30 protein-coding genes, 2 pseudogenes and 1 riboswitch are annotated in these 23178 nt (G+C 46.4%); of the genes and pseudogenes, 25 read left to right on the top strand and 7 right to left on the bottom strand.

Features of this window, described 5'->3' with window-relative positions; translation table 11 throughout:
- Window positions 1-43: 43 nt before the first annotated feature.
- From H9Q79_RS18715 to H9Q79_RS17955, 3 genes are all read right to left on the bottom strand, one after another.
- Entirely contained in the window at window positions 44-157 is a 114-nt protein-coding gene (locus H9Q79_RS18715) for a 4Fe-4S domain-containing protein (protein WP_004842264.1), read from the bottom strand.
- 110 nt (window positions 158-267) lie between these two features.
- Entirely contained in the window at window positions 268-600 is a 333-nt protein-coding gene (locus tag H9Q79_RS17950; protein ID WP_118645837.1) for a cupin domain-containing protein, read from the bottom strand.
- A gap of 13 nt (window positions 601-613) precedes the next feature.
- Entirely contained in the window at window positions 614-1324 is a 711-nt protein-coding gene (locus H9Q79_RS17955; RefSeq protein WP_004842261.1) for an ATP-binding protein, read from the bottom strand.
- A gap of 91 nt (window positions 1325-1415) precedes the next feature.
- Between H9Q79_RS17955 and H9Q79_RS17960 the strand changes: the two genes are divergently transcribed.
- The 5 genes and pseudogenes from H9Q79_RS17960 (at window position 1416) to H9Q79_RS17980 (ending at window position 4627) form a co-directional block, all read left to right on the top strand.
- The gene (locus H9Q79_RS17960; protein ID WP_016439651.1) at window positions 1416-2063 is read left to right on the top strand and encodes a Crp/Fnr family transcriptional regulator; all 648 of its coding nucleotides are present in this window, start codon (window positions 1416-1418) and stop codon (window positions 2061-2063) included.
- Window positions 2064-2758: 695 nt separating this feature from the next.
- Entirely contained in the window at window positions 2759-3157 is a 399-nt protein-coding gene (locus H9Q79_RS18595) for a CatA-like O-acetyltransferase (RefSeq protein WP_249329744.1), read from the top strand.
- Window positions 3154-3561, top strand: a pseudogene (locus H9Q79_RS18600) (DUF3795 domain-containing protein); the annotation flags it as partial. The gene H9Q79_RS18595 and the pseudogene H9Q79_RS18600, both read left to right, overlap by 4 nt.
- A 156-nt stretch (window positions 3562-3717) precedes the next feature.
- Window positions 3718-4056: pseudogene (locus H9Q79_RS18605) on the top strand (N-acetyltransferase family protein); the annotation flags it as partial.
- Between the two features lie 88 nt (window positions 4057-4144).
- On the top strand, window positions 4145-4627 hold the full coding sequence (locus tag H9Q79_RS17980; protein WP_118645831.1) for a deoxycytidylate deaminase: 483 nt from the start codon (window positions 4145-4147) through the stop codon (window positions 4625-4627).
- A gap of 54 nt (window positions 4628-4681) precedes the next feature.
- Here the strand turns inward: H9Q79_RS17980 and H9Q79_RS17985 are convergent, their stop codons facing one another.
- Window positions 4682-6079: an alanine/glycine:cation symporter family protein gene (locus tag H9Q79_RS17985; protein WP_249328882.1), complete on the bottom strand. Its 1398-nt coding sequence runs from the start codon at window positions 6077-6079 to the stop codon at window positions 4682-4684.
- 106 nt (window positions 6080-6185) lie between these two features.
- A riboswitch (glycine riboswitch) is annotated at window positions 6186-6278 on the bottom strand.
- A gap of 215 nt (window positions 6279-6493) precedes the next feature.
- On the opposite strand from H9Q79_RS17985, the gene H9Q79_RS17990 reads away from it, so the two are divergent.
- From H9Q79_RS17990 to H9Q79_RS18055, 14 genes are all read left to right on the top strand, one after another.
- Window positions 6494-7126 (top strand): YbjQ family protein, encoded by a 633-nt coding sequence (locus H9Q79_RS17990; protein WP_118645829.1) that lies wholly within the window; start codon window positions 6494-6496, stop codon window positions 7124-7126.
- 221 nt (window positions 7127-7347) lie between these two features.
- Window positions 7348-8394: an alcohol dehydrogenase gene (locus tag H9Q79_RS17995; protein WP_249328883.1), complete on the top strand. Its 1047-nt coding sequence runs from the start codon at window positions 7348-7350 to the stop codon at window positions 8392-8394.
- A 76-nt stretch (window positions 8395-8470) separates the two neighbouring features.
- Window positions 8471-8980, top strand: a complete 510-nt coding sequence (locus tag H9Q79_RS18000; protein WP_330597014.1) for a uracil-DNA glycosylase — start codon at window positions 8471-8473, stop codon at window positions 8978-8980.
- Window positions 8981-9013: 33 nt separating this feature from the next.
- Entirely contained in the window at window positions 9014-9865 is an 852-nt protein-coding gene (locus H9Q79_RS18005) for an HNH endonuclease (RefSeq protein ID WP_118645823.1), read from the top strand.
- A gap of 47 nt (window positions 9866-9912) precedes the next feature.
- Window positions 9913-10452 (top strand): ribonuclease domain-containing protein, encoded by a 540-nt coding sequence (locus tag H9Q79_RS18010; protein WP_249328885.1) that lies wholly within the window; start codon window positions 9913-9915, stop codon window positions 10450-10452.
- 3 nt (window positions 10453-10455) lie between these two features.
- Window positions 10456-10719, top strand: coding sequence for a barstar family protein (locus tag H9Q79_RS18015; RefSeq protein WP_118645821.1), 264 nt, complete (start codon window positions 10456-10458; stop codon window positions 10717-10719).
- Window positions 10720-10763: 44 nt separating this feature from the next.
- The gene (gene spoIIIAA / locus H9Q79_RS18020; protein WP_118645819.1) at window positions 10764-11750 is read left to right on the top strand and encodes a stage III sporulation protein AA; all 987 of its coding nucleotides are present in this window, start codon (window positions 10764-10766) and stop codon (window positions 11748-11750) included.
- Window positions 11720-12238 (top strand): stage III sporulation protein AB, encoded by a 519-nt coding sequence (locus H9Q79_RS18025; protein WP_147371459.1) that lies wholly within the window; start codon window positions 11720-11722, stop codon window positions 12236-12238. The genes spoIIIAA and H9Q79_RS18025 overlap by 31 nt, the downstream gene beginning before the upstream one ends.
- A gap of 36 nt (window positions 12239-12274) precedes the next feature.
- On the top strand, window positions 12275-12469 hold the full coding sequence (gene spoIIIAC, locus H9Q79_RS18030; RefSeq protein WP_118645815.1) for a stage III sporulation protein AC: 195 nt from the start codon (window positions 12275-12277) through the stop codon (window positions 12467-12469).
- Between the two features lie 11 nt (window positions 12470-12480).
- Window positions 12481-12867: a SpoIIIAC/SpoIIIAD family protein gene (locus H9Q79_RS18035; protein ID WP_249328886.1), complete on the top strand. Its 387-nt coding sequence runs from the start codon at window positions 12481-12483 to the stop codon at window positions 12865-12867.
- Window positions 12864-14045: a stage III sporulation protein AE gene (locus tag H9Q79_RS18040; RefSeq protein WP_249328887.1), complete on the top strand. Its 1182-nt coding sequence runs from the start codon at window positions 12864-12866 to the stop codon at window positions 14043-14045. Before H9Q79_RS18035 ends, H9Q79_RS18040 begins: the two co-directional genes overlap by 4 nt.
- Window positions 14046-14098: 53 nt before the next feature.
- Complete coding sequence (locus H9Q79_RS18045; RefSeq protein WP_118645809.1) at window positions 14099-14650, top strand: stage III sporulation protein AF; 552 nt, start codon at window positions 14099-14101, stop codon at window positions 14648-14650.
- A gap of 4 nt (window positions 14651-14654) precedes the next feature.
- Window positions 14655-15227, top strand: a complete 573-nt coding sequence (locus H9Q79_RS18050; protein ID WP_249328888.1) for a SpoIIIAG-related protein — start codon at window positions 14655-14657, stop codon at window positions 15225-15227.
- A 13-nt stretch (window positions 15228-15240) separates the two neighbouring features.
- A complete protein-coding gene (locus H9Q79_RS18055) occupies window positions 15241-15993 on the top strand; it encodes a SpoIIIAH-like family protein (RefSeq protein ID WP_249328889.1) in 753 nt (250 codons plus the stop codon).
- Between the two features lie 63 nt (window positions 15994-16056).
- Here the strand turns inward: H9Q79_RS18055 and H9Q79_RS18060 are convergent, their stop codons facing one another.
- Window positions 16057-16686, bottom strand: coding sequence for a DUF3786 domain-containing protein (locus H9Q79_RS18060; protein WP_249328890.1), 630 nt, complete (start codon window positions 16684-16686; stop codon window positions 16057-16059).
- A 447-nt stretch (window positions 16687-17133) separates the two neighbouring features.
- On the opposite strand from H9Q79_RS18060, the gene H9Q79_RS18065 reads away from it, so the two are divergent.
- Complete coding sequence (locus H9Q79_RS18065) at window positions 17134-17703, top strand: DUF3877 family protein (RefSeq protein WP_249328891.1); 570 nt, start codon at window positions 17134-17136, stop codon at window positions 17701-17703.
- A gap of 154 nt (window positions 17704-17857) precedes the next feature.
- On the opposite strand, the gene H9Q79_RS18070 is transcribed toward H9Q79_RS18065, so the two are convergent.
- Together H9Q79_RS18070 and H9Q79_RS18075 are read right to left on the bottom strand one after the other, a co-directional pair.
- Window positions 17858-17995 carry a hypothetical protein gene (locus H9Q79_RS18070; protein WP_249328892.1) on the bottom strand — a complete coding sequence of 46 codons (138 nt, stop codon included), beginning with the start codon at window positions 17993-17995 and terminating at the stop codon, window positions 17858-17860.
- Window positions 17992-18198, bottom strand: coding sequence for a hypothetical protein (locus H9Q79_RS18075; protein ID WP_118645801.1), 207 nt, complete (start codon window positions 18196-18198; stop codon window positions 17992-17994). Before H9Q79_RS18075 ends, H9Q79_RS18070 begins: the two co-directional genes overlap by 4 nt.
- Before the next feature lie 152 nt (window positions 18199-18350).
- Between H9Q79_RS18075 and H9Q79_RS18080 the strand changes: the two genes are divergently transcribed.
- The 5 genes from H9Q79_RS18080 (at window position 18351) to xseA (ending at window position 23176) form a co-directional block, all read left to right on the top strand.
- Complete coding sequence (locus H9Q79_RS18080) at window positions 18351-19964, top strand: peptide chain release factor 3 (protein ID WP_408646449.1); 1614 nt, start codon at window positions 18351-18353, stop codon at window positions 19962-19964.
- 41 nt (window positions 19965-20005) lie between these two features.
- Window positions 20006-20578, top strand: coding sequence for a tRNA 5-(aminomethyl)-2-thiouridylate-methyltransferase MnmM (locus H9Q79_RS18085; RefSeq protein ID WP_118645799.1), 573 nt, complete (start codon window positions 20006-20008; stop codon window positions 20576-20578).
- 451 nt (window positions 20579-21029) lie between these two features.
- Window positions 21030-21422 (top strand): Asp23/Gls24 family envelope stress response protein, encoded by a 393-nt coding sequence (locus H9Q79_RS18090; RefSeq protein WP_118645797.1) that lies wholly within the window; start codon window positions 21030-21032, stop codon window positions 21420-21422.
- Window positions 21423-21503: 81 nt separating this feature from the next.
- Window positions 21504-21950 carry a transcription antitermination factor NusB gene (gene nusB, locus H9Q79_RS18095; RefSeq protein ID WP_118645795.1) on the top strand — a complete coding sequence of 149 codons (447 nt, stop codon included), beginning with the start codon at window positions 21504-21506 and terminating at the stop codon, window positions 21948-21950.
- Window positions 21947-23176 carry an exodeoxyribonuclease VII large subunit gene (gene xseA / locus H9Q79_RS18100; RefSeq protein ID WP_249328894.1) on the top strand — a complete coding sequence of 410 codons (1230 nt, stop codon included), beginning with the start codon at window positions 21947-21949 and terminating at the stop codon, window positions 23174-23176. Before nusB ends, xseA begins: the two co-directional genes overlap by 4 nt.
- Window positions 23177-23178 lie beyond the last annotated feature (2 nt).

Here is a 23178-nt window from a genome sequence, read left to right on the forward strand (position 1 = left end):
TGTGGTTTCTTCTCAATCAAAAAAGCATATAGACGCGTTTGAATTAATCTTCCCAGGCGATTGCAGACACAGGACACGAGTCGATGGCCTCCTGTACAGCACCTTGATTTTCAGCGTTTGCTGGTTGATACGCTTCCGCCTTTCCCTGCTCGTTCATACGGAAAACCTCGTCGCAGATCCACAGCAAAGCCCACAGCCAATGCAGAGATCCTTATCTACTTTTGTTGCTTTCATAAAATCACCTTCCTTTGTCAATTTTGCGTTTGATTAAAATACAACTACTAAAAGCATCTTGAACGCTTCCTGCCCATATACCGCATGGGGATGGCCTGCTGGCATGACAATAGATTCTCCTTCGTGCAGCAGATATTCAACGCCATCAATCGTGATTTTTCCGATACCATCCAAGCAGGTGACGAAGGCGTCTCCACCCGATTCATGGGTGCTGATCTCTTCGTCCTTTGCGAATGAGAACAGGGTAATACTTACTGCCTGGTTTTGTGTCAAAGTTTTGCTGACAACCTGCCCCTCCTGATAAGAAATTTGTTCTCTCAGCGTCAGTACTTCTGATTGAGCAATGTTTTTCATTTTTTTACTCATAGTATCTCTCCTTTTATTCCAAAATTTTACCACCCAACGAAATCGTAACAATCTGCCAAGGAATGAATTTTCCGCTTGCCTGCAACGCTTTTTTGGCAGCTAATTCCAGTCCGCCGCAGCAGGGAACTTCCATGCGTACAACCGTCACACTTTGAATGTTGTTGTTTTGAATGATCTGCGTCAGCTTTTCGCTGTAGTCTATGCTGTCAAGCTTTGGACAGCCGATAATCGTAATTTTCCCACGCATGAAATCCTCGTGCATTCTGGCATAGGCGTATGCACTGCAATCCGCTGCAATTAACAATTTTGCGCCGTCAAAATATGGTGCATTAGTCGGTACCAGTTTGATTTGGCATGGCCATTGTCCCAACTGTGATTCTGTCTGTACCCGGGCAGAAGGAGTTGTTTCTTGTGAATGTTGAATACGCTGCATTCGACTGCCGGGGCAGCCTGTATGGGGAACAGCGGCATGATTGCTTTTCGCTTTTTTCCTCATATTTTCCTGCACAGCTTTTTCATCATAGGCGGCAGCTTCTCTCTCCACAAAGGAAATTGCACCTGTCGGGCAGGTTGGCAGACAATCTCCCAAACCATCACAATAATCATCTCGCAGAAGTGTTGCTTTGCCGTTTACCATGCCGATTGCACCCTCGTGACAAGCTTCGGCACACGCACCACATCCGTTACATTTTTCTTCATCTATTTGGATAATTCTTCGAATCATTTTATACCATCCTTTCTCTTGTCTTTCTGGGCATAGTATATTATAATTAAAAATAAAAATCTGTTGTTATAACAACGAAAGGGTAAAAAATATGAAATTATCCGATATGCAGCTATTCCGTGGGTTAGAAGAAGATGACATTTCCTCGCTTTTAAGCTGTTTGAATAGTGTAAAACGCAATTATAAAAAAGGAGAAGTAATTCTTTCAGAAGGGAGTATTATAGAGAATATCGGCATTGTACTGTCAGGCATGGCAATGATATCTTGTAACGATATTTGGGGGAATACCAGCATTTTAGGAAGTGTTGCACCTGGTTCTGTATTTGCTGAGGTATATGCCTGTATTCCGGGACAGCCGATGCTGGTTACAGTGTCTGCCGTGGAAGATACCTCTGTGTTGTTTATGAATGTGGGACGTGTTCTGACTACCTGCACAAACGCCTGCCCTTTTCATACAAACCTTGCACGAAATCTACTGACTGTCTGTGCTCATAAAAGTCTGCAACTTTCACAAAGGATTTTGCACACCAGTTCCAAATCCATACGAGGCCGATTGATGTCTTATTTTTCAGAATGCGCAAAACATGCCGGAAGCAATTCTTTTCTGATTCCATATAACCGCCAGCAATTAGCAGATTACTTGAATGTTGACCGCAGTACTATGTGCAACGAGCTTTCTAAAATGCAGAAAGATGGCATGATTGAATACAAAAAAAATCGTATTTTGCTCAAAGACTGAGATTTAAGGAATGGTATGAATTTGAATAGGGATTGATTTTTTAAGCAAAATCGCTTATGATCTGAAATAGAATATAGTGCTATTATCCACAGTTACAGAGCAAGTGTTATCAACACCGATAACAAAATGATAACATTAGCCTGTATAGGCAGGATAATATGGATAAATCAAATAATCAAAAGAACTGTAAACACGACAGAGAATAATCTCTAAACAAAATTGATTAGTAATTGTCGAATGGGAATAAACTGAAATGCTAAGCGATTGTTTGCATATTTAGTGCCATTAATTTAAGAGAAAAAAGATAGAAGTGTTATTCCTGATGCTTCTATCTTTTTTAGTTGATATAATAAAAGTGAAGGATTTGCTTATCTCCTATAAAAAAGAGGTGGATATCTCAAGGAGCGCATGAGATTGAATCCTTTGTCATTTAAAAAGCATTTTTCGTATAGCGGTACTTTCGTTGTGTGGTGTATAAATTTACATTTAGTGAGCATTGATATATAATCGAGACAGTTGGTGAACGCAAACAAAGGGGAATTTGAGGAGGGATTTATATGAAACTTTGTATTGATTCAGTTCCGTGCAAGGCTTGACAGAATAGACTTATATGGAGCTATATTCTATTCCCAAAAGCTTTACATTTTCTTTAATCTAAAATGTAAAGGAGAATTGACATGGAACCTAATTATACAATGATTGATATAAAAAAATGGAGCAGAGGAAAACTGTTTAAAAGTTACATTGATAACCTGCGGATAGTTATGAGTCTGACGGTTGATATTGATGTAACGAAGCTGATTGAATTTTCAAAAAGCAATAATTTTAAATTTTATCCTTCAATGATTTGGATTGTGTCAAAAATCGTCAATGCACATGATGAATTTAAGTATAGCTGGGACAGTAACGGAAATCAAATAAAGTGGGAGTACGTTTTCCCATCCTATACATTGTGGAACAACGTGAGCTGCTCCCCGCCCCGTCAGGGGCACGCGTTACGGTGTGCCCTGTGGGTATACATTGTGAAACAGCGGTACCTCAGAATTCTAGCCATATTACATCAATCTCAGCTTAACAAGGGGAGGCCTGTATGAAAATACCTGAAGAAGGAATCGAAATAATGATGTTTGCTCCTTGCGGAATGAATTGTAAAGTATGTTATAGACATTGTAATCACAAAAGGCCCTGCGGCGGCTGTCTGAATAGTGTTACCGGAAAGCCAGCACACTGCCGCAATTGCAAAATAAAGGATTGTCTAAAAACTAAAGGAGTGTCTTACTGCTTTGAATGCGTAGATTTCCCATGTAAGCAGATTAAAAATCTTGAAAAAAGTTATAACACTCGTTATCAGGCAAGCCTTATAGAAAACAGCAGATTTGTTCAGGAGCATGGCTTAGTGAAATTTATGGATTGGCAAACAGAGAAATATACCTGTCCAAAATGCGGCGGCATTATTTCAATTCATGACAGTAGATGCAGCGAATGCCAGGAAATGATGAATGAATCGGAGGGATCTGTGAATTACATAATCAGAGAAATAAAAAAGAGTGAGTATCCGTTGCTGAATGATTTTTTGTACGAAACTATTTTTCAGAAGGACGGAAACAATCTGGTATCGAAGGATATGATCAAACATCCTGCTCTGCAACAATATATTAGAGAGTTCGGAACACAAAAGGATGATTTTTGCCTGTGCGCGGAAGTTAAAGGAACTGTGATTGGAGCTGTGTGGACAAGGTGTATTGAGGGATTTGGAACTGTGGATAAGTCAGCACCGGAACTGGCAATTTCCATTTATCAGGATTACAGAGGGCAAGGAATTGGCACAGATTTAATGAAACACATGCTGAAACTGCTAAAGAATAAAGGTTATCAAAAAACCTCTCTTTCTGTTCAAAAAGAGAACTACGCAGTGAGGATGTATTTAAATCTGGGGTATGAAGTTGTTGATGAGAAGGAAGAAGAATATATTTTACAATACTTATTTGCTTAATAATTGGTATTGAAAACTGGCAGTATGGACGTAACGGTAATATAGTGGGAGAACCACAGGCAAATAACTGATAGGAGGATAGAACACGATGATAAAGCCCAGCGCCACAAAGCGGATTTCCAAAATAGATACATATTTAAATGTAGCCGAGGTTTTTGCATACAGAAGCACCTGCATCAAAAGAAAGTATGGTGCGGTAATTGTGAAGGATGATGTGGTGATATCGACCGGATACAATGGATCTCCTCGTGGGTTTGACAACTGCTGTGACCTGGGCAGATGCCCCCGGATAGAATTGGGCATGCACCAGGGGGAGGGTTATGGAATCTGCCGGGCGGTCCATGCGGAGCAAAATGCTTTGCTAAACTGTTCCAGAGAACAGACAATAGGGGCTGACTTATACCTGACAGGGGTAAATCCAGGTGATAATACTATTCACAGGGCAAATCCCTGCCCTGTATGTTCCAGATTGATCATACAGGCCGGGATACGGAATGTCGTCATGCGGGTTGGGGAAAGGGAAGAAGAATTTGTGATCATCTCTGCAGAAAAACTGGTATGGCATCAATAGATAAATGGACGGCAGCCGTACAACCGGCTGGCTTGCCCCAATGCCGCATGGGTTTCAGGAAGACTTTTTGGCAGTGCTCTTTACAATTGTGACGACGATTCCGGACAGAGCGAACAGAGCAAGCGCATTCGGAATGACCATCAGGTTGTTAAACATATCAGATAATTCCCATACCAGATCGTTGGATGCAAGTGTTCCAAGAAAAATAAACAGCAGGGCAATAACGGTATAAACTTTGGTTGCTTTTTCGCCGAACAGATAAGCGACGTTAATTTTCCCAAACAGATTCCAACTGAGAATTGTGGAAAATGCAAAGAAAAACAAAGCAATTGCCACAAATATGGCACCTGCCTGGGCGCCGAATACAGTTCCGAAGGCAGTCTGAGTCAGGTTGGTTTTGTTAACAATTTCTGTGGCGGCTCCTGTATAACCGCCGGCTAAGATACCATCGCTGGTATAGAGCGTGGATATGACAACCAATGCGTTCAGAGTGAGGACCACAAAGGTGTCGATAAAAACGCCTACCATGGCTACACATCCCTGTTCATGGGGATTTTTTACATTAGCGAGCGCGTGTGCGTGAGGGGTGGAACCCATTCCGGCTTCATTGGAGAAGAGCCCTCGCTTTGCCCCCTGGGTTAATGCAGTTTTGATTGCGACGCCGAATGCACCGCCGATAATTGCCTGTGGCTGAAATGCATATGTAAAAATCATGGCGAAGGTTGCAGGTATGTATTGAATCCGGGCAATCAATACGATCAGTCCGCCCAACAGGAATAAAAACGCCATGACAGGAACAATTTTTTCCGTAACTGAAGCCAGACGCTGAATGCCCCCGAGAAAAATAAACCCGCAGATAATAACCAGGAGAATGCCCACCAACCAGGCAGGTATTCCAAAGGCAGTTTCGCAGGTAGAGCCGATGGAATTGGATTGCACCATGCACCCAAAGAAGCCAAGTGCCAGCGTGATGGCTATGGCAAAAAATCCTGCGAGAACCTTGCCGAAGGTACCTTTAAATGCAGTAATTATATAATAGACGGGGCCACCCTTAATATTTCCGTCTTTATCAACTTTTCGGGTTTTCTGAGCCAGCGTTGCCTCTGCATAGATGGTGGCCATGCCAAAAAAGGCGATCACCCACATCCAGAAAATAGCACCCGGGCCGCCCGTCAGAATAGCGCCCGAGGCTCCTACTATATTGCCGGTTCCAACCTGTGCGGCAATGGCCGTGGCCAGAGCCTGGAAGGAACTCATTCCTTTGGCCTGTTTTTTGCCGCGCAGAGTGAAATTTCCGAAAACGCGGCGCATCCCTTCACCGAAATAACGCAATTGAACGAACCTTGTCCTTAACGAATACAGCAATCCAACGGCGATCAGCATAAAGAACAGGATATAATCGGACAGGTAACTGTTGATAGTCTGGACAATTGATAATAATGTATCAGCCATATTTTCTCTCCTTGCAAATAAAAAATAGAGCAGCTAGTTCAATAGCTGCTCTGAAAAAACATATAAACTGAGAAAAGACAATACTAAAGATCCTATTTAGATAGGAAATATCAGCTCTGTCTCTTTTACCTGAGAGATTCAGCCCTTTAGGACCTTACACCTTCGGTACTCATTTATGAGTTTTTCCAGAGGATTCTCCACCTCCAGTTTCTTGCAAATGCAAGATTCAAGAGGGTTCGTCGAATTCTGAAATAGCATAGCACAGAGAGGGAAATTTGTCAATTAGAGGCGGAACAGAGGAATGGGCAACCTAATCCTTTCTTCCTGTTCTTGTCATTTTATGCTATACTATGTAATGACAAGACTGATTATCATTGGTAACAACAGAAGGTAAAAAAATTTGTGAGATTGCAGATGGATGCAGGTGCATATAGAATTCCTGATTCTTCTGAGGCTGTCTGCTCCAGCTGTGTTAAACTATTGGAACAGGAAATTGATCCGAAAATACAGGCGACTGACTCAGATGAAGAGCTTGTTTACATAAAGAGCCAGCTAATCGAGCAGTATGGCCGGCTGAACGGACCATCCTGCCAGGCATATCTGGAACGCTATATTGCCAGTCAGGAGCCGGTCATTAAAAAGATACGTAAAAAAAGAGAAGAGGAAAATGAAAAAAAGTCATTAGAAGAACGTAATAGTCAGATAACAGAGGAAGATATAAATAATTATATGTCCACTTCTGGTTTTAATTTTGAGGGGTATGTGATTAAAAAATATTGCCGTATTGTAAATGGGTATGTAGTTTTAGAAACGGGTTTTCTGAGTGAATTTGCTGCATCATTTAATGATATGTTTGGAGAGGAATCGAATGCTTTTGCAAATAAGATGCAAATAGCGCAGGAAGCTGCAATGAAAAAGATGATCAGGCAATCTATTTTAAGCGGCGGTAATGCGGTAATCGGTGTTAATTTCAGTTATGTGAAGTTTTCCAGTAATATGATCGGTGTTGCCGCTAATGGAACCAGCGTAATGATTGAACAGGTTTAGTCCCCATCTGAAATGGTTGTTTACATCGCGAAGAGGTAAACAGCTATTTTTCTATTATGGGCAAACCATCTGCCAGGCGCATAGGCTATTTTAAAATTGGCAATGTTGATGAATATGTAGTAGAATAAAATCAACAGGATTAATATGAAAATTGTACATCTAAAAATAGCCAATACAAAAAATAGAAAAGAATTCATCAATTAATAACGGGAGGTAAACGAATGCTGGCATATACATACATTGAAAAAGGCTGTTTTGAGCTGTTGGATAAGCCTAAACCTAAGCTGCAAAGCGAATACGACGCCATTGTGAAAGTGACGCTTTCCAGTATTTGCACCAGTGATTTACACATCAAGCATGGGTCTGTTCCCAGGGCTGTACCAGGTATTACGGTTGGCCATGAGATGGTAGGGGTTGTTGAACGTGTGGGCAGTGCAGTGAAGAAAGTGAAACCCGGCGATCGCGTAACCGTCAATGTGGAAACATTTTGCGGAACTTGTTTTTTTTGTAGAAATGGCTTTGTGAATAACTGTACAGACCCAGACGGGGGATGGGCTTTGGGCTGCCGTATTGATGGTGGCCAGGCAGAATACGTTCGCGTACCTCATGCGAACCAGGGACTCAATAAAATTCCGCCCAGTGTAACCGACGAGCAAGCTCTGTTCGTGGGCGATGTTTTGGCAACTGGTTTTTGGGCCGCCCGCATATCTGATATAAAGCAGGAGGACACAGTCCTCATCATAGGAGCAGGACCTACAGGAATCTGCACCTTATTGTGCGCGTTGTTAAAAAAACCCAGGAGGATTATCGTTTGCGAAAAAGACAATAGCAGATTGGAATTTGTGCAGAAACACTATCCGGAGGTTCTGGTTACCAAGCCAGAGGCTGTTCAGGAAGTTATAAAAAAACACAGTGAACACGGCGGAGCAGATGTGGTTTTAGAGGTGGCGGGGACGAAAGATACATTTCGGTTGGCCTGGCAGTGTGCGAGGCCAAATGCGACGGTGACGATTGTTGCACTTTATGATGAAGCACAAAGCTTGCCCTTGCCTGACATGTACGGCAAGAACCTTACATTTAAGACCGGTGGTGTGGATGGCTGTGAATGCGATGTGATTTTAAAATTAATAGCAGAGGGGCGTATAGATACATTGCCGTTGATCACTCACACGTATCCTCTTGCGCGGATAGACGAGGCATATGACTTGTTTGAGAACAAAAGGGACCAGGTTATGAAAGTTGCTGTCCGATCATCCGTTGGACTGTAAAGAACATTTATGAAAGGTGCGTATATTTGTTACCATGTATACTTACGAAGAATTAAAAAAATACGTTGAAAGCTGTATGCGCTGTCCACTTTCCCAGACAAGAAATAAAGCCGTAATGGGAAGGGGCAATTTAAAGTCCCAGGTACTTTTTATCGCAGAGGCTCCAGGGCAAAATGAAGACCGGGATGGAATACCATTTACGGGAAGATCAGGTGAGCTGCTGGACCGTTTGCTGGCAGAAGCAGGGATGTCAAGGGGAGAAATTTACCTTACAAATATAGTAAAATGCCATCCGGAACGGAACAGAGATCCAAAACCAGAAGAACAGGAAGCGTGTATGCCATATTTAAAATATGAAACGTGGCTGCTGCGGCCAAGGATCATCGTCTGTCTCGGCCGGATTGCCGCTCAGCGGATCATTCGTCCGGATTACCGGATAACGAGAGAACACGGAACTTTCATTTATCGGAAGAATACGTGGCTGACAGCCGTTTACCATCCTTCCGCCCTGTTGAGAGATGAAACAAAAATTCCTGAAACGATTGTAGATCTGAGAGCAATTCAGAAAAAATTAGAGGAATTATAAAAAAAATATGACGAATACAAAGGAGAAGTACTAATGAGTTTCAATCCAGGTCTAGAAATTGGCGCTGAACTCACGAATTCAGAACTGTGTGAATTATTTCATTGTGGAAATATGGGTGGTATGCGCCGTTCAAAACGGACAAATACATTAGTAATTATTTCAGATGATACAAAAGATTTATACCGTGATGTGTGGAGGGATGGAATACTGCATTATACAGGTATGGGAAAGGTTGGCGATCAGGTACTAGAAGGAAACCAAAATAGAACTTTATATTATTCAGAGGATAACGGTGTTGAGATCCATCTTTTTGAAGTGTTCGATAAGGGAGTTTATACTTATCGAGGGATAGCGAGGTTGGTGGACAAGCCATATGAAGCATTTCAACAGGACGACCAAGGTAATATGAGGAAAGTGTGGATCTTTCCTTTAAAACCGCTAAATACGTGGCCAGAAGAACAAACTGAGCCATTGGAAAAAGATATTGTAAGACTTTCTAATCAAGATTTAGATAGACGATCTAAGAGGAGCCATGGGAAAAGGGCGCCAAGAATCACGGAATCGATGATTTACTATCGTGACCCGTATTTGAAAGAGATTGTAAGGCGTATTGCAGATGGAAAATGTCAGCTATGTGGCATGGCAGCTCCATTTATCGATCGTAACAATGAACCTTATTTAGAAGAACATCACGTTCAATGGTTAGCAGATGGTGGAGAGGATACGATAGATAATGTTGTGGCGCTCTGTCCTAATTGTCATAGGAAGATACATATATTAAAAGCGCCTACAGATGTGTTGATTTTAGAAAGAGTTGCTGAAGCTAATCGAAGAAAATTTGACCGACTGATCTCCTATGAGAAAAAAATTGCGCGTTTAAAATGATCGGCGCCAAATATAATGGGGATAAAATGTTTAAAAAGGTTATAGATATGAAGAAAAAATTTACTTATATAGTCGGATTGTTGTTCCTTTTGACAAGCCTTTTAATGGGATGCGCAGACACTGGAATAGCCGGAGGGGCGAAAGCGGGGAATTCTCTGTCAGCTTCAGAGGCAGTCAGTCCGTCGGTGGGAACGCCGGGTGAGGGCAGGAACGCAGAAAATAAACCATCCGGGCAGATTGAGGAGTCCGGTGAATACACGTCTAAAGAAGACGTAGCAGCTTATTTAAGCAAATATGGTCACCTGCCGGAGAATTATATTACAAAAAAAGAAGCAAAGGCCCTGGGATGGGTGAGTTCTGAGGGGAATCTGCAGGAAGCTGCCCCAGGCAAGAGTATAGGGGGGGATCATTTCGGAAATTATGAAGAAATACTTCCGGAAAAAGATGGACGTGAATATTTTGAATGCGATATTGACAGCAGCGGCGGATACAGGGGCGCGAAACGGCTTGTCTATTCGAATGATGGCCTGACCTATTACACAGAAGATCATTATAAAACCTTCGAGTTACTTTGTGGAGAGGAATAAAATATGAAAGTAATTCTGGATGTGCATAAATTAGAAAACGCAGAAAATGCCCATGAATATCTAAAAGGGGCACTGAATTTCCCGGAATATTATGGGAAGAACCTGGATGCACTATATGATTGCTTGAATGAATTAACGGATGTGGATATTGTGTTCAGCAACAGCGAGAATGCAGGAGAATATTTTAAAAAAATATTGCGCGTATTCAAAGCGGCATGCGAAGAAAATAAAGGTTTACAGATTTCCAGTGAAAATTTACGGGAATAAATCGGAGTTCTGCACATATACTTGTCTTAAAGAGGTGCAGAGAGATGAAAAAAGAAGAGATTACGCGTTTATTTTCCGGCCGGGTCCGCCGCGCTCTGGAGAAGCTGGAGCTGGATTTCGGAAGGGTACATGAGATCAGACTGAGGACAGGCGCCCCGCTGCAGCTTGTCTGTCAGAAGGGAGAATATTTTCCGGATGAGGAGGGACGGGCCAGACGGGAACCGGGTCAGGGGATACAGGTATCGGAGCGGGACTTGAAAGAAACTATGGAATACATAGGTAATTATTCACTTTATGCGTATGAAGATGAAATCCGGCAGGGGTTTTTGACGGTTCAGGGGGGGCACAGGGTGGGAATAGCAGGAAAAACTGTCATTGAAGACGGCCGGGTGAAAGGCATCAGCCATATTTCCTGCATCAACCTGAGAATTTCCCACAGTGTGGAGGGCTGTGCCAATCTGGTCATGCCTTACTTATGGGAGGGGAGAGAATTTTGCCATACGCTGATCATTTCAGCTCCCCGCTGCGGCAAGACGACGCTGCTGCGGGATGTAATCCGCCAGATTTCTGACGGCAGTGAACGGTATCCGGGAATTACCGTAGGAGTGGTGGATGAGCGGTCAGAAATTGCCGGCTCCTATCTGGGGGTCGCACAAAATCATGTGGGAATCCGGACGGATGTGCTGGACGGCTGTCCCAAGGCGGAGGGAATGATGATGCTGATCCGCTCCATGTCGCCGGATGTGGTGGCGGTGGATGAGATAGGAACCCAGGCTGATCTGTACGCGCTGGAATCGGTACTGAACTGTGGCTGCAAGGTGCTGGCCACGGTCCATGGTAACTCTATGGAGGATGTACGGAAAAAGCCGCTGCTGGGGGATCTGGTAGACCGCCATGTGTTCGAACGGTATATTCTTCTGTCGGGAAAAGAAAAGCCTGGAACGGTACAGGCTATCTTTGATGGGCGGGGGACTAGCCTGTATCAGAAGGGGGTGGGAGCGTGCTGCGTATCGTCGCGCTGTGTGTCATGACTTGCTCCTGCATCGGGCTTGGCTTTATGAAAAGCCTGGGGCTGACCAGGCGGCTGAATCAGCTCAAGACGCTGAAGCGGATCGAGATGTTTCTCCACGGGGAAATTTCCTGCGCGAGAACGCCGCTTCCGGATGCGCTGTGGAATATTTCCGGAAAGGTGGAGGAGCCTTTCCGGGAATTCTTAAGAGAGGTTTCTGAAGACCTGAACCGGTATGGGGGCAACTCCTTCGGCGAGGTTTTTGCCCAGAATGTGGAGTGCCATCTGAAGGATACGAAGCTCACCAGGGAAGACCGGGAACGCTTCAGCGAGCTAGGGAAAAGTCTCGGTTATCTGGACAAGGCCATGCAGCTCAACAATCTGGAGGCCTATGGCCGGGAACTGGATATGACAATAGAAGAATTAACGAAGGGACTGCCTGTAAGAAAAAAGCTCTATCAGAGCCTGGGAATTATGGGTGGTCTTTTTCTGGCCATTTTGTTCCTATAAGGGCAGAAATTCGCGGGAAGGAAGGGTGAAACCGGCATGGAGATAGGGGTAATATTTAAGATCGGTGCTGTCGGGATTCTGGTTTCCGTCCTGGGGCAGGTCCTGAAGCACAGCGGAAGGGAGGAGCAGGCGTTCCTGACCAGCCTGGCAGGGCTGATCGTGGTTCTGTTCTGGCTGCTTCCTTATATTTCTGATCTGTTTGAAACTATTAAAAAGCTGTTTACCTTGTAAAGGAGCGGCCTATGGATGTGCTTAAAATTGCCGTGCTGGGGATCGCGGGGCTTATGATCTGCATTTTCGTGAAGGAGACCCGGCCGGAATATGCCCTGTATGTGAGCCTGGCCACGGGAATCTGCATTCTTCTGTTGGCTACAGGCAAGCTTTCGTATCTGATGGAAATGATCAGCAGGCTGAAATCCTACGTCCCCATTGACACGACGTATCTGAATGCCCTTCTGAAAATGATCGGGATTACTTACGTGGGGCAGTTTTCAGCCGGCATCTGCCGGGATGCAGGATACTCATCCATCGCAGGACAGATAGAAATTTTTGCGAAACTGTCGATTCTGGTCATCAGCATGCCGATACTGGAAGGGTTAATGAAGACAATACAGGAGTTTCTTGCATGAGAAGAAAAAGAGGCGCAGGAGCGGGAATCCTGCTTTTTTTCTTTCTGATGGCCGTGTCTTTTGTTCCTGTCCTGGCCGATACGGGGCAGACAGGGGACGGGCAGGAAGAAGAAGACATGACGCTGATGATCGATGATTCGCTGCTTTCCCAAATGGACCTCCAGGAAGTGCAGGAGGCGGTGGATTCTCTGTTGGGAGGAACAGGTTTTTCCGTATCTGATTCGGTCAGGCGGCTGGCCAACGGGGAGGATGTTTTTTCTGGAACAGGCATGAAGGAGCAGGCATTTTCCCTGATCAAGCAGGCCTTCGCGGGCCAGCGGGAGCTTTGGCTCCGGATTTTGATTCTGGTGCTGGCAGCCGCGCTGCTGTCTAATTTTGCGTCTCTTTTTGAAAGCAACCAGATGGGAGAGATGGGATTTTATATGGTTTACCTGCTGGTATTCGCGCTGCTGCTGAAAAACTTTCAAGTGCTGAGCAGCCAGATTGCGTCTGCGCTGGAAGGTATTTTGGGTTTTATGAAGGCGCTGGTCCCTGCCTATTATCTGGCGATCGCCACGGCATCCGGTGCTTCCTCTGCGGCCATGTTCTATCAGATTGTACTGATAGCCATCAGCCTGGTGGAAAATCTCTTGGTCTATCTGATCCTTCCGGGCATTCAGATCTATGTGTTGATTTCTCTGGTAAACCAGCTGTCTAAGGAAGACTTTCTGTCTCACATGGCAGAGCTGCTGAAAAGCTGTATTTCCTGGATCATGAAAACTGCCCTGGGTCTGGTCATCGGTATGCAGGTGACCAGAAACCTGATATCTCCGGCACTGGACTCTCTGCGCAGGACGGTGATCGGGAAGACAGCAAGCGCGATTCCAGTGGTGGGCGACGCCATTGATTCAGTGACAGAGATGGTCATCGGTTCTGCGGTTCTGATCCGGAATTGCGTGGGGGCTGTGGCGGTGGTGATTTTATTCCTGTGTGCGCTGATCCCCATCATTCAGATTGGAGTGACCAGTTTTACCTATAAATTGTTGGCGGCATTTACCCAGCCGGTCTCGGACAAGCGGATGGTGGGCTGTCTGAATACCATGGGAGTAGGCTGCGGGCTGCTGCTCAAGCTGCTTCTGACCACGGAGGTGCTTTTTATAGTGACAATTGCGATTCTGGCAGGTGTGGCTGGAGGATAATCAACAGAGCGGAGGAGGCTGCACTGTGTGCCGGTAATCGTCGGGAGGGTGACATGACGGAACTGATTTATGGGTGGATGAAAAACCTGGCGTATTTTTTTATTTTTATGACAGCCGTACTTAACTGTCTGCCGGATAACCGTTACAGGAAATATGTCAGATTTTTTCTGGGCTTGCTTTTAATCATCATTTTAAGTAAGCCGCTGACAAAGCTTCTGAATCTGGATCAGATACTGGAGGAGTCCGTAAGCCGGGGGCTGCTGGATACAGAGGTGGAAGGGATGGAAGACCGGATTTCTCTGGACGGGCAGCAGGAGAAATATCTGATTCAGGGATATGAAGCGGAAGTTGCGAACCAGTTGCGTTCCTTTCTGCGGGAACGGGGAATTACCCCTGTGGATACGTCCGTAGAACTGCGTGAAGCTGATTTGAGTGTGGAAAAAATCAGCCTTACGGTAGAACTGAATACGGATGATATCTTATATCAGTCGGAAGTGGAGACAGAAAAGGAGGCGCTGAAATCAAAAATGGAAGAGATAAAAAAAGAGCTTTCAGAGGTCTATCAGTTGGAATTGGATCATATAGATGTAGCAATACAGGGGTAAACGGATGAAAGAAAAAGTTGTCACCTATCTGAAGGGGTTGAAGAAAGAGCAATGGATTGTATACCTGCTTCTGGGGGCATTGCTGGTTGTCATTGCCATCCCGGTCAAGAAGAAGGACAGTGGAAAAAGCACTGGTTCAGAGACAGATACGGAAGCTGTCACGCCCGCGGCGGATACCGCTGCCAGTCAGGAAGAAGAGATGGAACGGCGGCTGGAAGCTGCGCTTGCCAGGGTGGAGGGAGTGGGTGAAGTACAGGTTGTGCTGTCGCTGGAATCTACCAATCAAAAGGTGGTGGAAAAGGATATTCCATCTTCAAAGAGCAGTCAGTCCAGCTCGGGTTCCGATGGAAGCTCCTCAAGCTCGGCAGCCAGCACGGAAGAAAGTACCGTCTACCAGAAGGGCAGCGACGGAAGTGAGACGCCCTATGTGATTCAGGAGACTTATCCGGAGGTGCGAGGTGTGCTGGTGGTGGCTCAGGGAGGCGATAATCCGGTTGTTGTGCAGCAAATTCAGGAGGCGGTAATGGCATTATTTCGGGTGGAAGCCCATAAAATAAAAGTAATGAAAATGAAATAAAGGAGAGGGCGCATTGAAGAAAAGATTTTTTAAGAAAAATCAGATTATTATTACGGCATTGGCAGTGCTGATCGCGATTGCCGGCTACATCAATTACGCAGATTCTACCCTGAAGAAGGGGAAAGACAGCAAGAGCACCAGTACGGTGACAGAGGCTGCGGAAGGTGGAAAAGAATCCGCTGCGGGCGGGGATGAAAACAGTATTCTTCAGGATATAGAGAGTTTGGATTATGACCTCACTGACGAAACCGCCAATGCAGGCAGCAACACGGCCACAAGTACCAGCAGCGGCGAAAGCGCAGCGGCAGACGGCGCCGGAACAGAGGCGGCGGCCAACGACGGAACTGCTGCGGATACAGGCACGGAAGCGGCTACGGATACCCCCGGAGAAGCAGTTCTGACTACGGCTTCTACATACATGGCCCAGGCCAGGATAGACCGGGAGCAGATGCGTTCACAGACAAAGGAAACTTTGCTCGGAATCATAAATAATGAAAATCTTTCGGAAGAAGAGAGACAGAACGCTGTTCAGAGTATGGTGGAAATGACAGATGCAATCGAAAAGGAAGCCGCTGCAGAGCTGCTTCTGGAAGCAAAAGGTTTTGACAATGTGGTGGTAAACCTGACGGGTGAAACCGTGGATGTGCTTGTACCATCCACAGACCTGGGAGACGACCAGAGAGCCCAGATTGAAGATATCATCACCCGTAAGACAGGTGTTGAAGTTCAGAATATCGTAATCACACCGATGACTGGCGAACAGTGAACCGATAGAAAGTGAAGCCAAAGCCCGGCGGAGAGCTCCTCTCCATGCCGGGCTTTCAGCGGCTCAGAAGCCTTCCCGGAGCCGTTCCAGAATGTGGAGCATAATGTACCAGAGCGTCTCATAGTGGAGATAGCGAAGCGTGTTCTTGTCCCACAGAAACCGGATGCTTGCAGGGTATTCTTCATCTCCATCCCAAAACTGGAACCAGACGGGAAAGAAATCAAAGACCGGAAGCAGGAAGCTTACGTCGCCGCTTTTCTGCGGAGTCCCTCCCAGGGTGTGGCAGGCTTTGGACAGTTCCTGAACCTTTCCCGTAAAGGGGGCGGTATAGCGGTCCAGCATGGTGCTGTTGCTGTGTCCGGCACCGATAATACCTCCCAGGCTGCTGATGGACTCCCAGTTCCCGGACAGAACCGGGAATTCGTCCCCGTGACAGAGCATATCGAAGATAGCCAACGTTTCATTGAAGCCGGCCTCACGCCAGGAAGCTTCCTGACAGCGGCTGTCTGTACATCCGCAAATCTTCCCGCTATCCCTGTTGATTCTGTATAGCCTGTTTACAAAGGAAAGGTAAATGAATTCCGGATCGCTGTGTAGATTGAATTTTTTTATAATAGCATCCTGGTCAAAGTGGAGAAAACGTTTCCTTGCGTTTGCGCTCATAAGGTCGTAGTTCGATTCCTTTTTTTTCATTTTAAGTCCCCTGTTCTGAATTTCTATGGCTTTGATTTCACAAAGCAATATAAAGCTGCAGATATGCGTCATGATATACTCTTAAATATAATATATTTACACGGATTATTCAAATTATTTTCGTCCGCATACATATTCCGGATATTGTTTTTCTGGATAATAACAAATTACGCATTTTAATTTATCTAGTACATGTGTTATACTTTAAAAGTAACGTAAGCTGTTCCCCCGCCCCGTCAGGGGCATGCGTTATGGTGTGCCCTGTGGGTATACATTGTGGAATAGCGTGAGCTGTTCCCCCGCCCCGTCAGGGGCATGCGTTATGGTGTGCCCTGTGGGTATACATTGTGGAATAGCGTGAGCTGTTCCCCCGCCCCGTCAGGGCATGCATCATAGGGTGCGCTGTGAATATGATAAGAATATCGTAAATAAAGCTGGGAGAAAAGTATGATGTTGAAAACAGATCTGTTAAAAAAACATATATTTGATACAGTTAAGGAATGGCAAATGAAAATTGGGTATCAAAAAGGAAATATGTGCTTATATTACCCGTCAGCATCGCTGATAACCCTGTTGGGGCTGAACGGGAACACCACAGATGCAGAGCTGACAGACGCTCTCAATGCGTTTGGTAAAGCTGTCAGAGACCAGCTGGGCCCCATATCTGTCACACATGAAGGCGATAGATATTGTGTAAGCATTCCGGAGGAAGGCTGTGATTATATTGCAAAAAATATCCCTGATCCGGAATTTTTAAAATCATTTCTGCGGGTTATTACCACAAAGGGTTGTTCAATGGATATGGTACGCGGTTGTTTTTCGAATTATGCCGGACAGCACGGTGTGGGGTACGTGGAAGCCGATCATAGCATGGAGGGTCTGGGGCATGATTTTTACTTTGATAAAGAAGGGATAGACGATTATATCTACTGTGTGGAGGCGGATGACTTCGGGCTGACCTATCACCGGTTCACTAAGGAAGATTATGAGATGCTGCAGGACGGAGATAAACAATAGAATTCCGCTGCTGTTTCAATGATTGAATTCGCCAGACTTGGCTGCCTGACCGCTGATAACAAATAATTATACGCGGCCTATCCCTGGAAAGCTCCTTTTATTGAATGCTATCCATAAACTGCCGGATTGATTCTGAATGCAGGGCAGGGTGGATTCATCTCTTTAAGAGCTGCAGATTCTTTTCAGAAAGAATCTTGTCTCTTAATTCGTCGGGCAAGGTGCCCTTTTCTGCCAGAAGCTCCAGTATAATTCCTTCAGCATATTCATCCCGGAGCATTTCCTGCAATATCATAATCGTTCCTTCATCTCTCTGTTTGATTTGACCTCTTGTACAGATGATTGAAGCTGTTTTATAAATTCATCTGTGGTTTCCTGCTGGCTTTCCGCCAGATCTGCTTTGATAAATTCAAGAAAACGAATCAGTCTGACTGATACGCCATTCCGTATTACACCGCAGGTGTTAAAAAAAATGGTGCGGCAGCTTTCATTCAGCATCAACTCTCCATTTTCCAGACAGCGGTTTTCGAATGTATAGCAGTAAAGGCCTCGCCACAAAACCGTTATTTTTATCTGTATTACGCATTGACTGTCATTCTCCCCCTGTGCTAGAATACTAAATTGGAGTAAAATACTAAGATATATAGTTGATGAATAACAGGAGGCTTTTTGTGGCTGATTATACGAGGGAAATAGAAAAAAGGCGTACGTTTGCTATCATCTCGCATCCGGATGCTGGTAAAACGACTTTGACGGAGAAATTTTTGCTCTATGGCGGAGCGATTAATCTGGCCGGTTCTGTGAAGGGGAAGGCGACTTCCAGGCATGCGGTGTCTGACTGGATGGAAATTGAGAAGGAAAGGGGAATTTCTGTCACCTCCTCGGTCCTTCAGTTTAATTACGGCGGGTATTGTATTAATATTCTGGATACGCCGGGGCATCAGGATTTCTCAGAGGATACGTACCGGACGCTGATGGCGGCGGATTCCGCGGTTATGGTCATTGACGGGAGCAAGGGTGTGGAGGCTCAGACCAGGAAGCTGTTTAAGGTCTGCGTAATGCGGCATATCCCGATTTTTACTTTTATCAATAAGATGGACCGGGACGCCAATGATACCTTCGATTTGCTGGATGAGATTGAGAAGGAACTGGGTATCGCTACCTGCCCGATTAATTGGCCTATTGGATCGGGCAAAAATTTCAGGGGTGTCTATGACAGGGATACCCGTAAGGTGCTTGTGTTTTCTGACACCCAGAAAGGCACGAAGGAAGGTATTGAGGAGGAAATTCCGGTAGACGATCCCCACCTGCTGGATGTGGTGAGTCTGGAACAGAAGGAGACGCTGGAAGAAGAAATAGAATTGCTGGACGGCGCAGCGGCAGAATTTGATCAGGAAAAGGTCAGCAAAGGGGAGCTTTCTCCTGTATTTTTTGGGTCGGCTCTGACTAATTTCGGCGTGGAGACGTTTCTGAAGCATTTTTTGGCAATGACAAGCTCTCCGCTTCCGAGGACTGCTGATTGTGGCGTCGTAGATCCAATGACGGAAGAATTTTCGGCTTTTGTATTCAAAATACAGGCTAATATGAATAAGAACCACAGAGACAGGATTGCCTTCATGCGGATCTGTTCTGGCCGGTTTGATGCGGGAATGGAAGTCTATCACGTTCAGGGAGATAAGAAAATGCGGCTGCTCCAGCCTCAGCAGATGATGGCGGATGACAGGCATGTGGTGGATGAGGCATATGCGGGAGATATCATTGGAGTCTTTGATCCGGGCATTTTTTCTATTGGCGATACGATCTGCATGCCCAGCAGGAAATTTGCCTATGAAGGAATCCCGACTTTTGCACCGGAGCATTTCGCCAGAGTGGCTCAGTTGGATACCATGAAAAGGAAGCAGTTTGTCAAGGGAATCAACCAGATCGCTCAGGAGGGTGCAATACAGATCTTTCAGGAGGCTAAGGGCGGAATGGAAGAGATTATCGTGGGAGTAGTCGGCGTTCTGCAGTTTGATGTGCTGAAATATCGTCTGGAAAATGAATATAATGTGGAAATACGGCTGGATATGCTGCCTTATGAATACATCCGGTGGATTGGCAACCGGGACCAGGTGGATGTGGACAAGATTATCGGCACTTCTGATATGAAAAAGGTTATGGATCTGAAGGGACGTCCGCTGCTTCTGTTTGTGAATTCCTGGAGCGTGGGAATGACGCTGGACCGGAATGAAGGTCTGGTTCTGGAAGAATTCAGCAAAAACTGACCGAATGGCAGGCAGTAAAACATGACCGGAGGCGGTGTGCGATGGAAAATTTGCAGGCGACCGGGTGGTGCAGGCTGTTTATCACCCGACAGGTAAAGCCGGGTGATCTGTGTATTGATGCGACGGCGGGAAATGGCTGCGATACAGAGCTGCTTTGCCGGCTGACCGGAGAAACAGGCCAGGTACTGGCTTTTGATATACAGAGAGAAGCCCTGGAGAGAACGGAGAAAAGGCTGGCAGAGGCCGGGCTGGGGCATCAGGCACGGCTGATCCTGGACGGCCATGAGCATATGGGGAAGTATGCGGAAAGTGAGAAGGTGTCCTGCATCGTGTTTAATTTCGGATACCTGCCGGGCGGGAATCACGGCCTGGCAACCAGGGCGCCAACCAGCCTGGCAGCCGTGAAGGCTGGGCTGGAGCTGCTGAAGATAGGAGGCCTCATGAGCCTGTGCATTTACAGCGGCGGAGATACCGGCTATGAAGAACGAGACGCGCTGCTGACATTTCTGAAAAATCTGGACAGCAGGAAATATCTGGTCATTCGGTGTGAATACTATAACAGGAGGAAGGATCCTCCGATGCCGGTTCTGATCGTAAAAATACATGTCGGCTGACATAGGCAGCCATGCGGCCAGTCGGAAGACAGTTTGCTGTTCTGCCTGTTTATATTCCCCTCGTCTGATATCCGTGTTTTGGCGTGTGCAGTATACCCCCGGCCCGGCTGCCGACCGGGCTTATAGTGTAAAAATATAGAATCTGACCTTTTAATTTCCCAGCGCATTTGTTATAATATATAAGAATATACTCAGAAGTATTTAGTAATACCTGTAAACCGTACCCAAGGACATTCCCTTAGCCATGTCCCGATGGTTGGAGAGGAAGAGCAAAAGCTGTTCCACGAAGAATACTCTCGAGTATCCCGTAACGCTAGCCCCTTGCGGGGCGGAGGAACAGCTTCCGCTGTTCCACAAAGTATACCCACAGGGCATCCCGTAATGCATGCCCTAACGGGCGGAGGAACAGCTTCTGCTGTTCCACAAAGTATAGCCATAAGGAGGTCTTGTCATGGCAGAGAGCAGAAATCCCAGAAGGAACACTTATACGATATATGATGACAATACAGTCGGCACTGTACAGATTGCAGATGAAGTAGTGGCGATCATAGCAGGACTGGCTGCTACGGAGGTGGACGGAGTGGCCTCCATGGGGGGCAACATCACCAATGAACTTGTTGGAAAGCTGGGGATGAAGAGCCTTTCCAAGGGCGTGAAGGTGGAAGTCCTGGAAGGTGTCGTGAGCGTTCGCCTGGCGCTGAACATCAAGTACGGATACAGTATACCGGATACCAGCCAGAAGGTGCAGGAGAAGGTGAAGGCAGCGATTGAGAATATGACCGGTCTGGAAGTCGCAGATGTGAATGTCAGCATAGCAGATGTTGTGTTAGAACAGTCCAGATAGGAGTGTTTATGGCCGCGGGGAGCTGGAAGATTGGTTTCAGGTGCCCCGCGGTCTGCATATTAGGAACATAGGGGACAGGATATGAAGCGGAGTGAGCTGAGAGAAACAATATTTAAACTTTTATTCATGGCGCAGTTTAACAGCCCGGCAGAGATGCCGGAACAGTTGAAGCTGTATTTTGAGTCTCTGGAACAGGGACGGGAGGATGCCCTTTATGCGAAGGGGCCTACAGAAGCAGATGAAGCGTATATGAAGGAAAAGTATGACAGGATTCTGGAGAAGCTTCCGGAGATCGACGGTATTCTGAATGAGACGGCAACCGGGTGGAAGACCAGCCGGATGAGTAAGGTGGATCTGACAATCCTGCGTCTGGCTGTCTATGAGGTAAAATATGACGAAGAGGTTCCGGTGAGCGTGGCTATTAACGAGGCTGTTGAGATCGCTAAGCGTTTTGGCGGCGGGGAATCGGCCTCCTTCATTAACGGGATACTCGGGAAGATAGCCAAGGAGGCGGAAGGTACAGAGTGAACAGCGTTTATTCCGTAAGCCAGGTCAATTCTTATATCAAAAGAATGTTTGAGCAGGATTTTTTGCTGAACAGAATTTCCGTCAAGGGAGAAGTCAGCAACTGCAAATATCACCGCTCCGGCCATATCTATTTTACGTTGAAAGATGAGACGGGAGCCATCGCCTGCGTGATGTTCGCAGGCTCCCGCAGAGGTCTGGCTTTTCAGATGAAGGACGGCGACAAGGTGGTTGTGACAGGAACCGTGGATGTGTATGAGCGGGACGGACGCTATCAGCTGTATGCCAGAGAGATTGTTCTGGAGGGGTCAGGCCTTCTCTATGAACGTTTTCTGGCACTGAAGGCAGAGCTGGAGGAGATGGGCATGTTTGCTTCCGAATACAAGCAGCCGATTCCCTCTTATGTGAAAAAACTGGGCGTTGTCACGGCCCCCACGGGAGCGGCCGTCCGGGATATACAGAATATCGCTTACCGCAGGAATCCATATATCCAGCTGATCCTGTATCCCGCCCTGGTACAGGGGGAAGGAGCTAAGGAGAGCATTGCGGAGGGCATAGAGACGCTGGACCGCCTGGGGCTGGATGCGATCATTGTAGGGCGCGGCGGCGGCTCGATAGAAGACCTGTGGGCCTTTAATGAGGAGCTGGTTGCCCGGGCGATTTTTAACTGCCGGACGCCGGTGATTTCAGCCGTCGGGCATGAGACTGATACGACGATTGCCGACTTTGTGGCCGATCTGCGGGCGCCGACGCCCTCTGCGGCGGCAGAGCTGGCGGTGGCCGATATCAGGGGAATACTGGAGCGGATCGCTGGTTATTCCAGGCGGCTGCATACGGCTTCAGAGAGAAGCCTTGCCTATTGGAAGGACAGGGTGGCTGCATGGCAGACCAGGTGGAATTACCTGAGCCCGGAGAATCAGATCCGGGAAAAACGGCAAAGGCTGCTGGATCTGGAGAACCGGCTGCAGGAGTATTCCGGCCGGATACTGACAGAGAACCGTCATCGTCTGCAGCTTCTGATTCAGAGAATGAACGGGCTGTCTCCTCTGAACAAGCTGAACCAGGGGTTTTCTTATGTGGAGGACGTGAACGGCCGGAATGTGACCAGCGTACATCAGGCGCAGCCGGGAGATGAGCTGCTGATCCAGGTCAGCGACGGCTGCATCCGCAGCACTGTCCATTCGGTGGAAGAAAAAATCAGAGAACAGGCAGTCTGTGAAGAGGCTTGACA

The organism is Wansuia hejianensis, assembly GCF_014337215.1.
GTDB lineage: Bacteria > Bacillota > Clostridia > Lachnospirales > Lachnospiraceae > Scatomonas > Scatomonas hejianensis.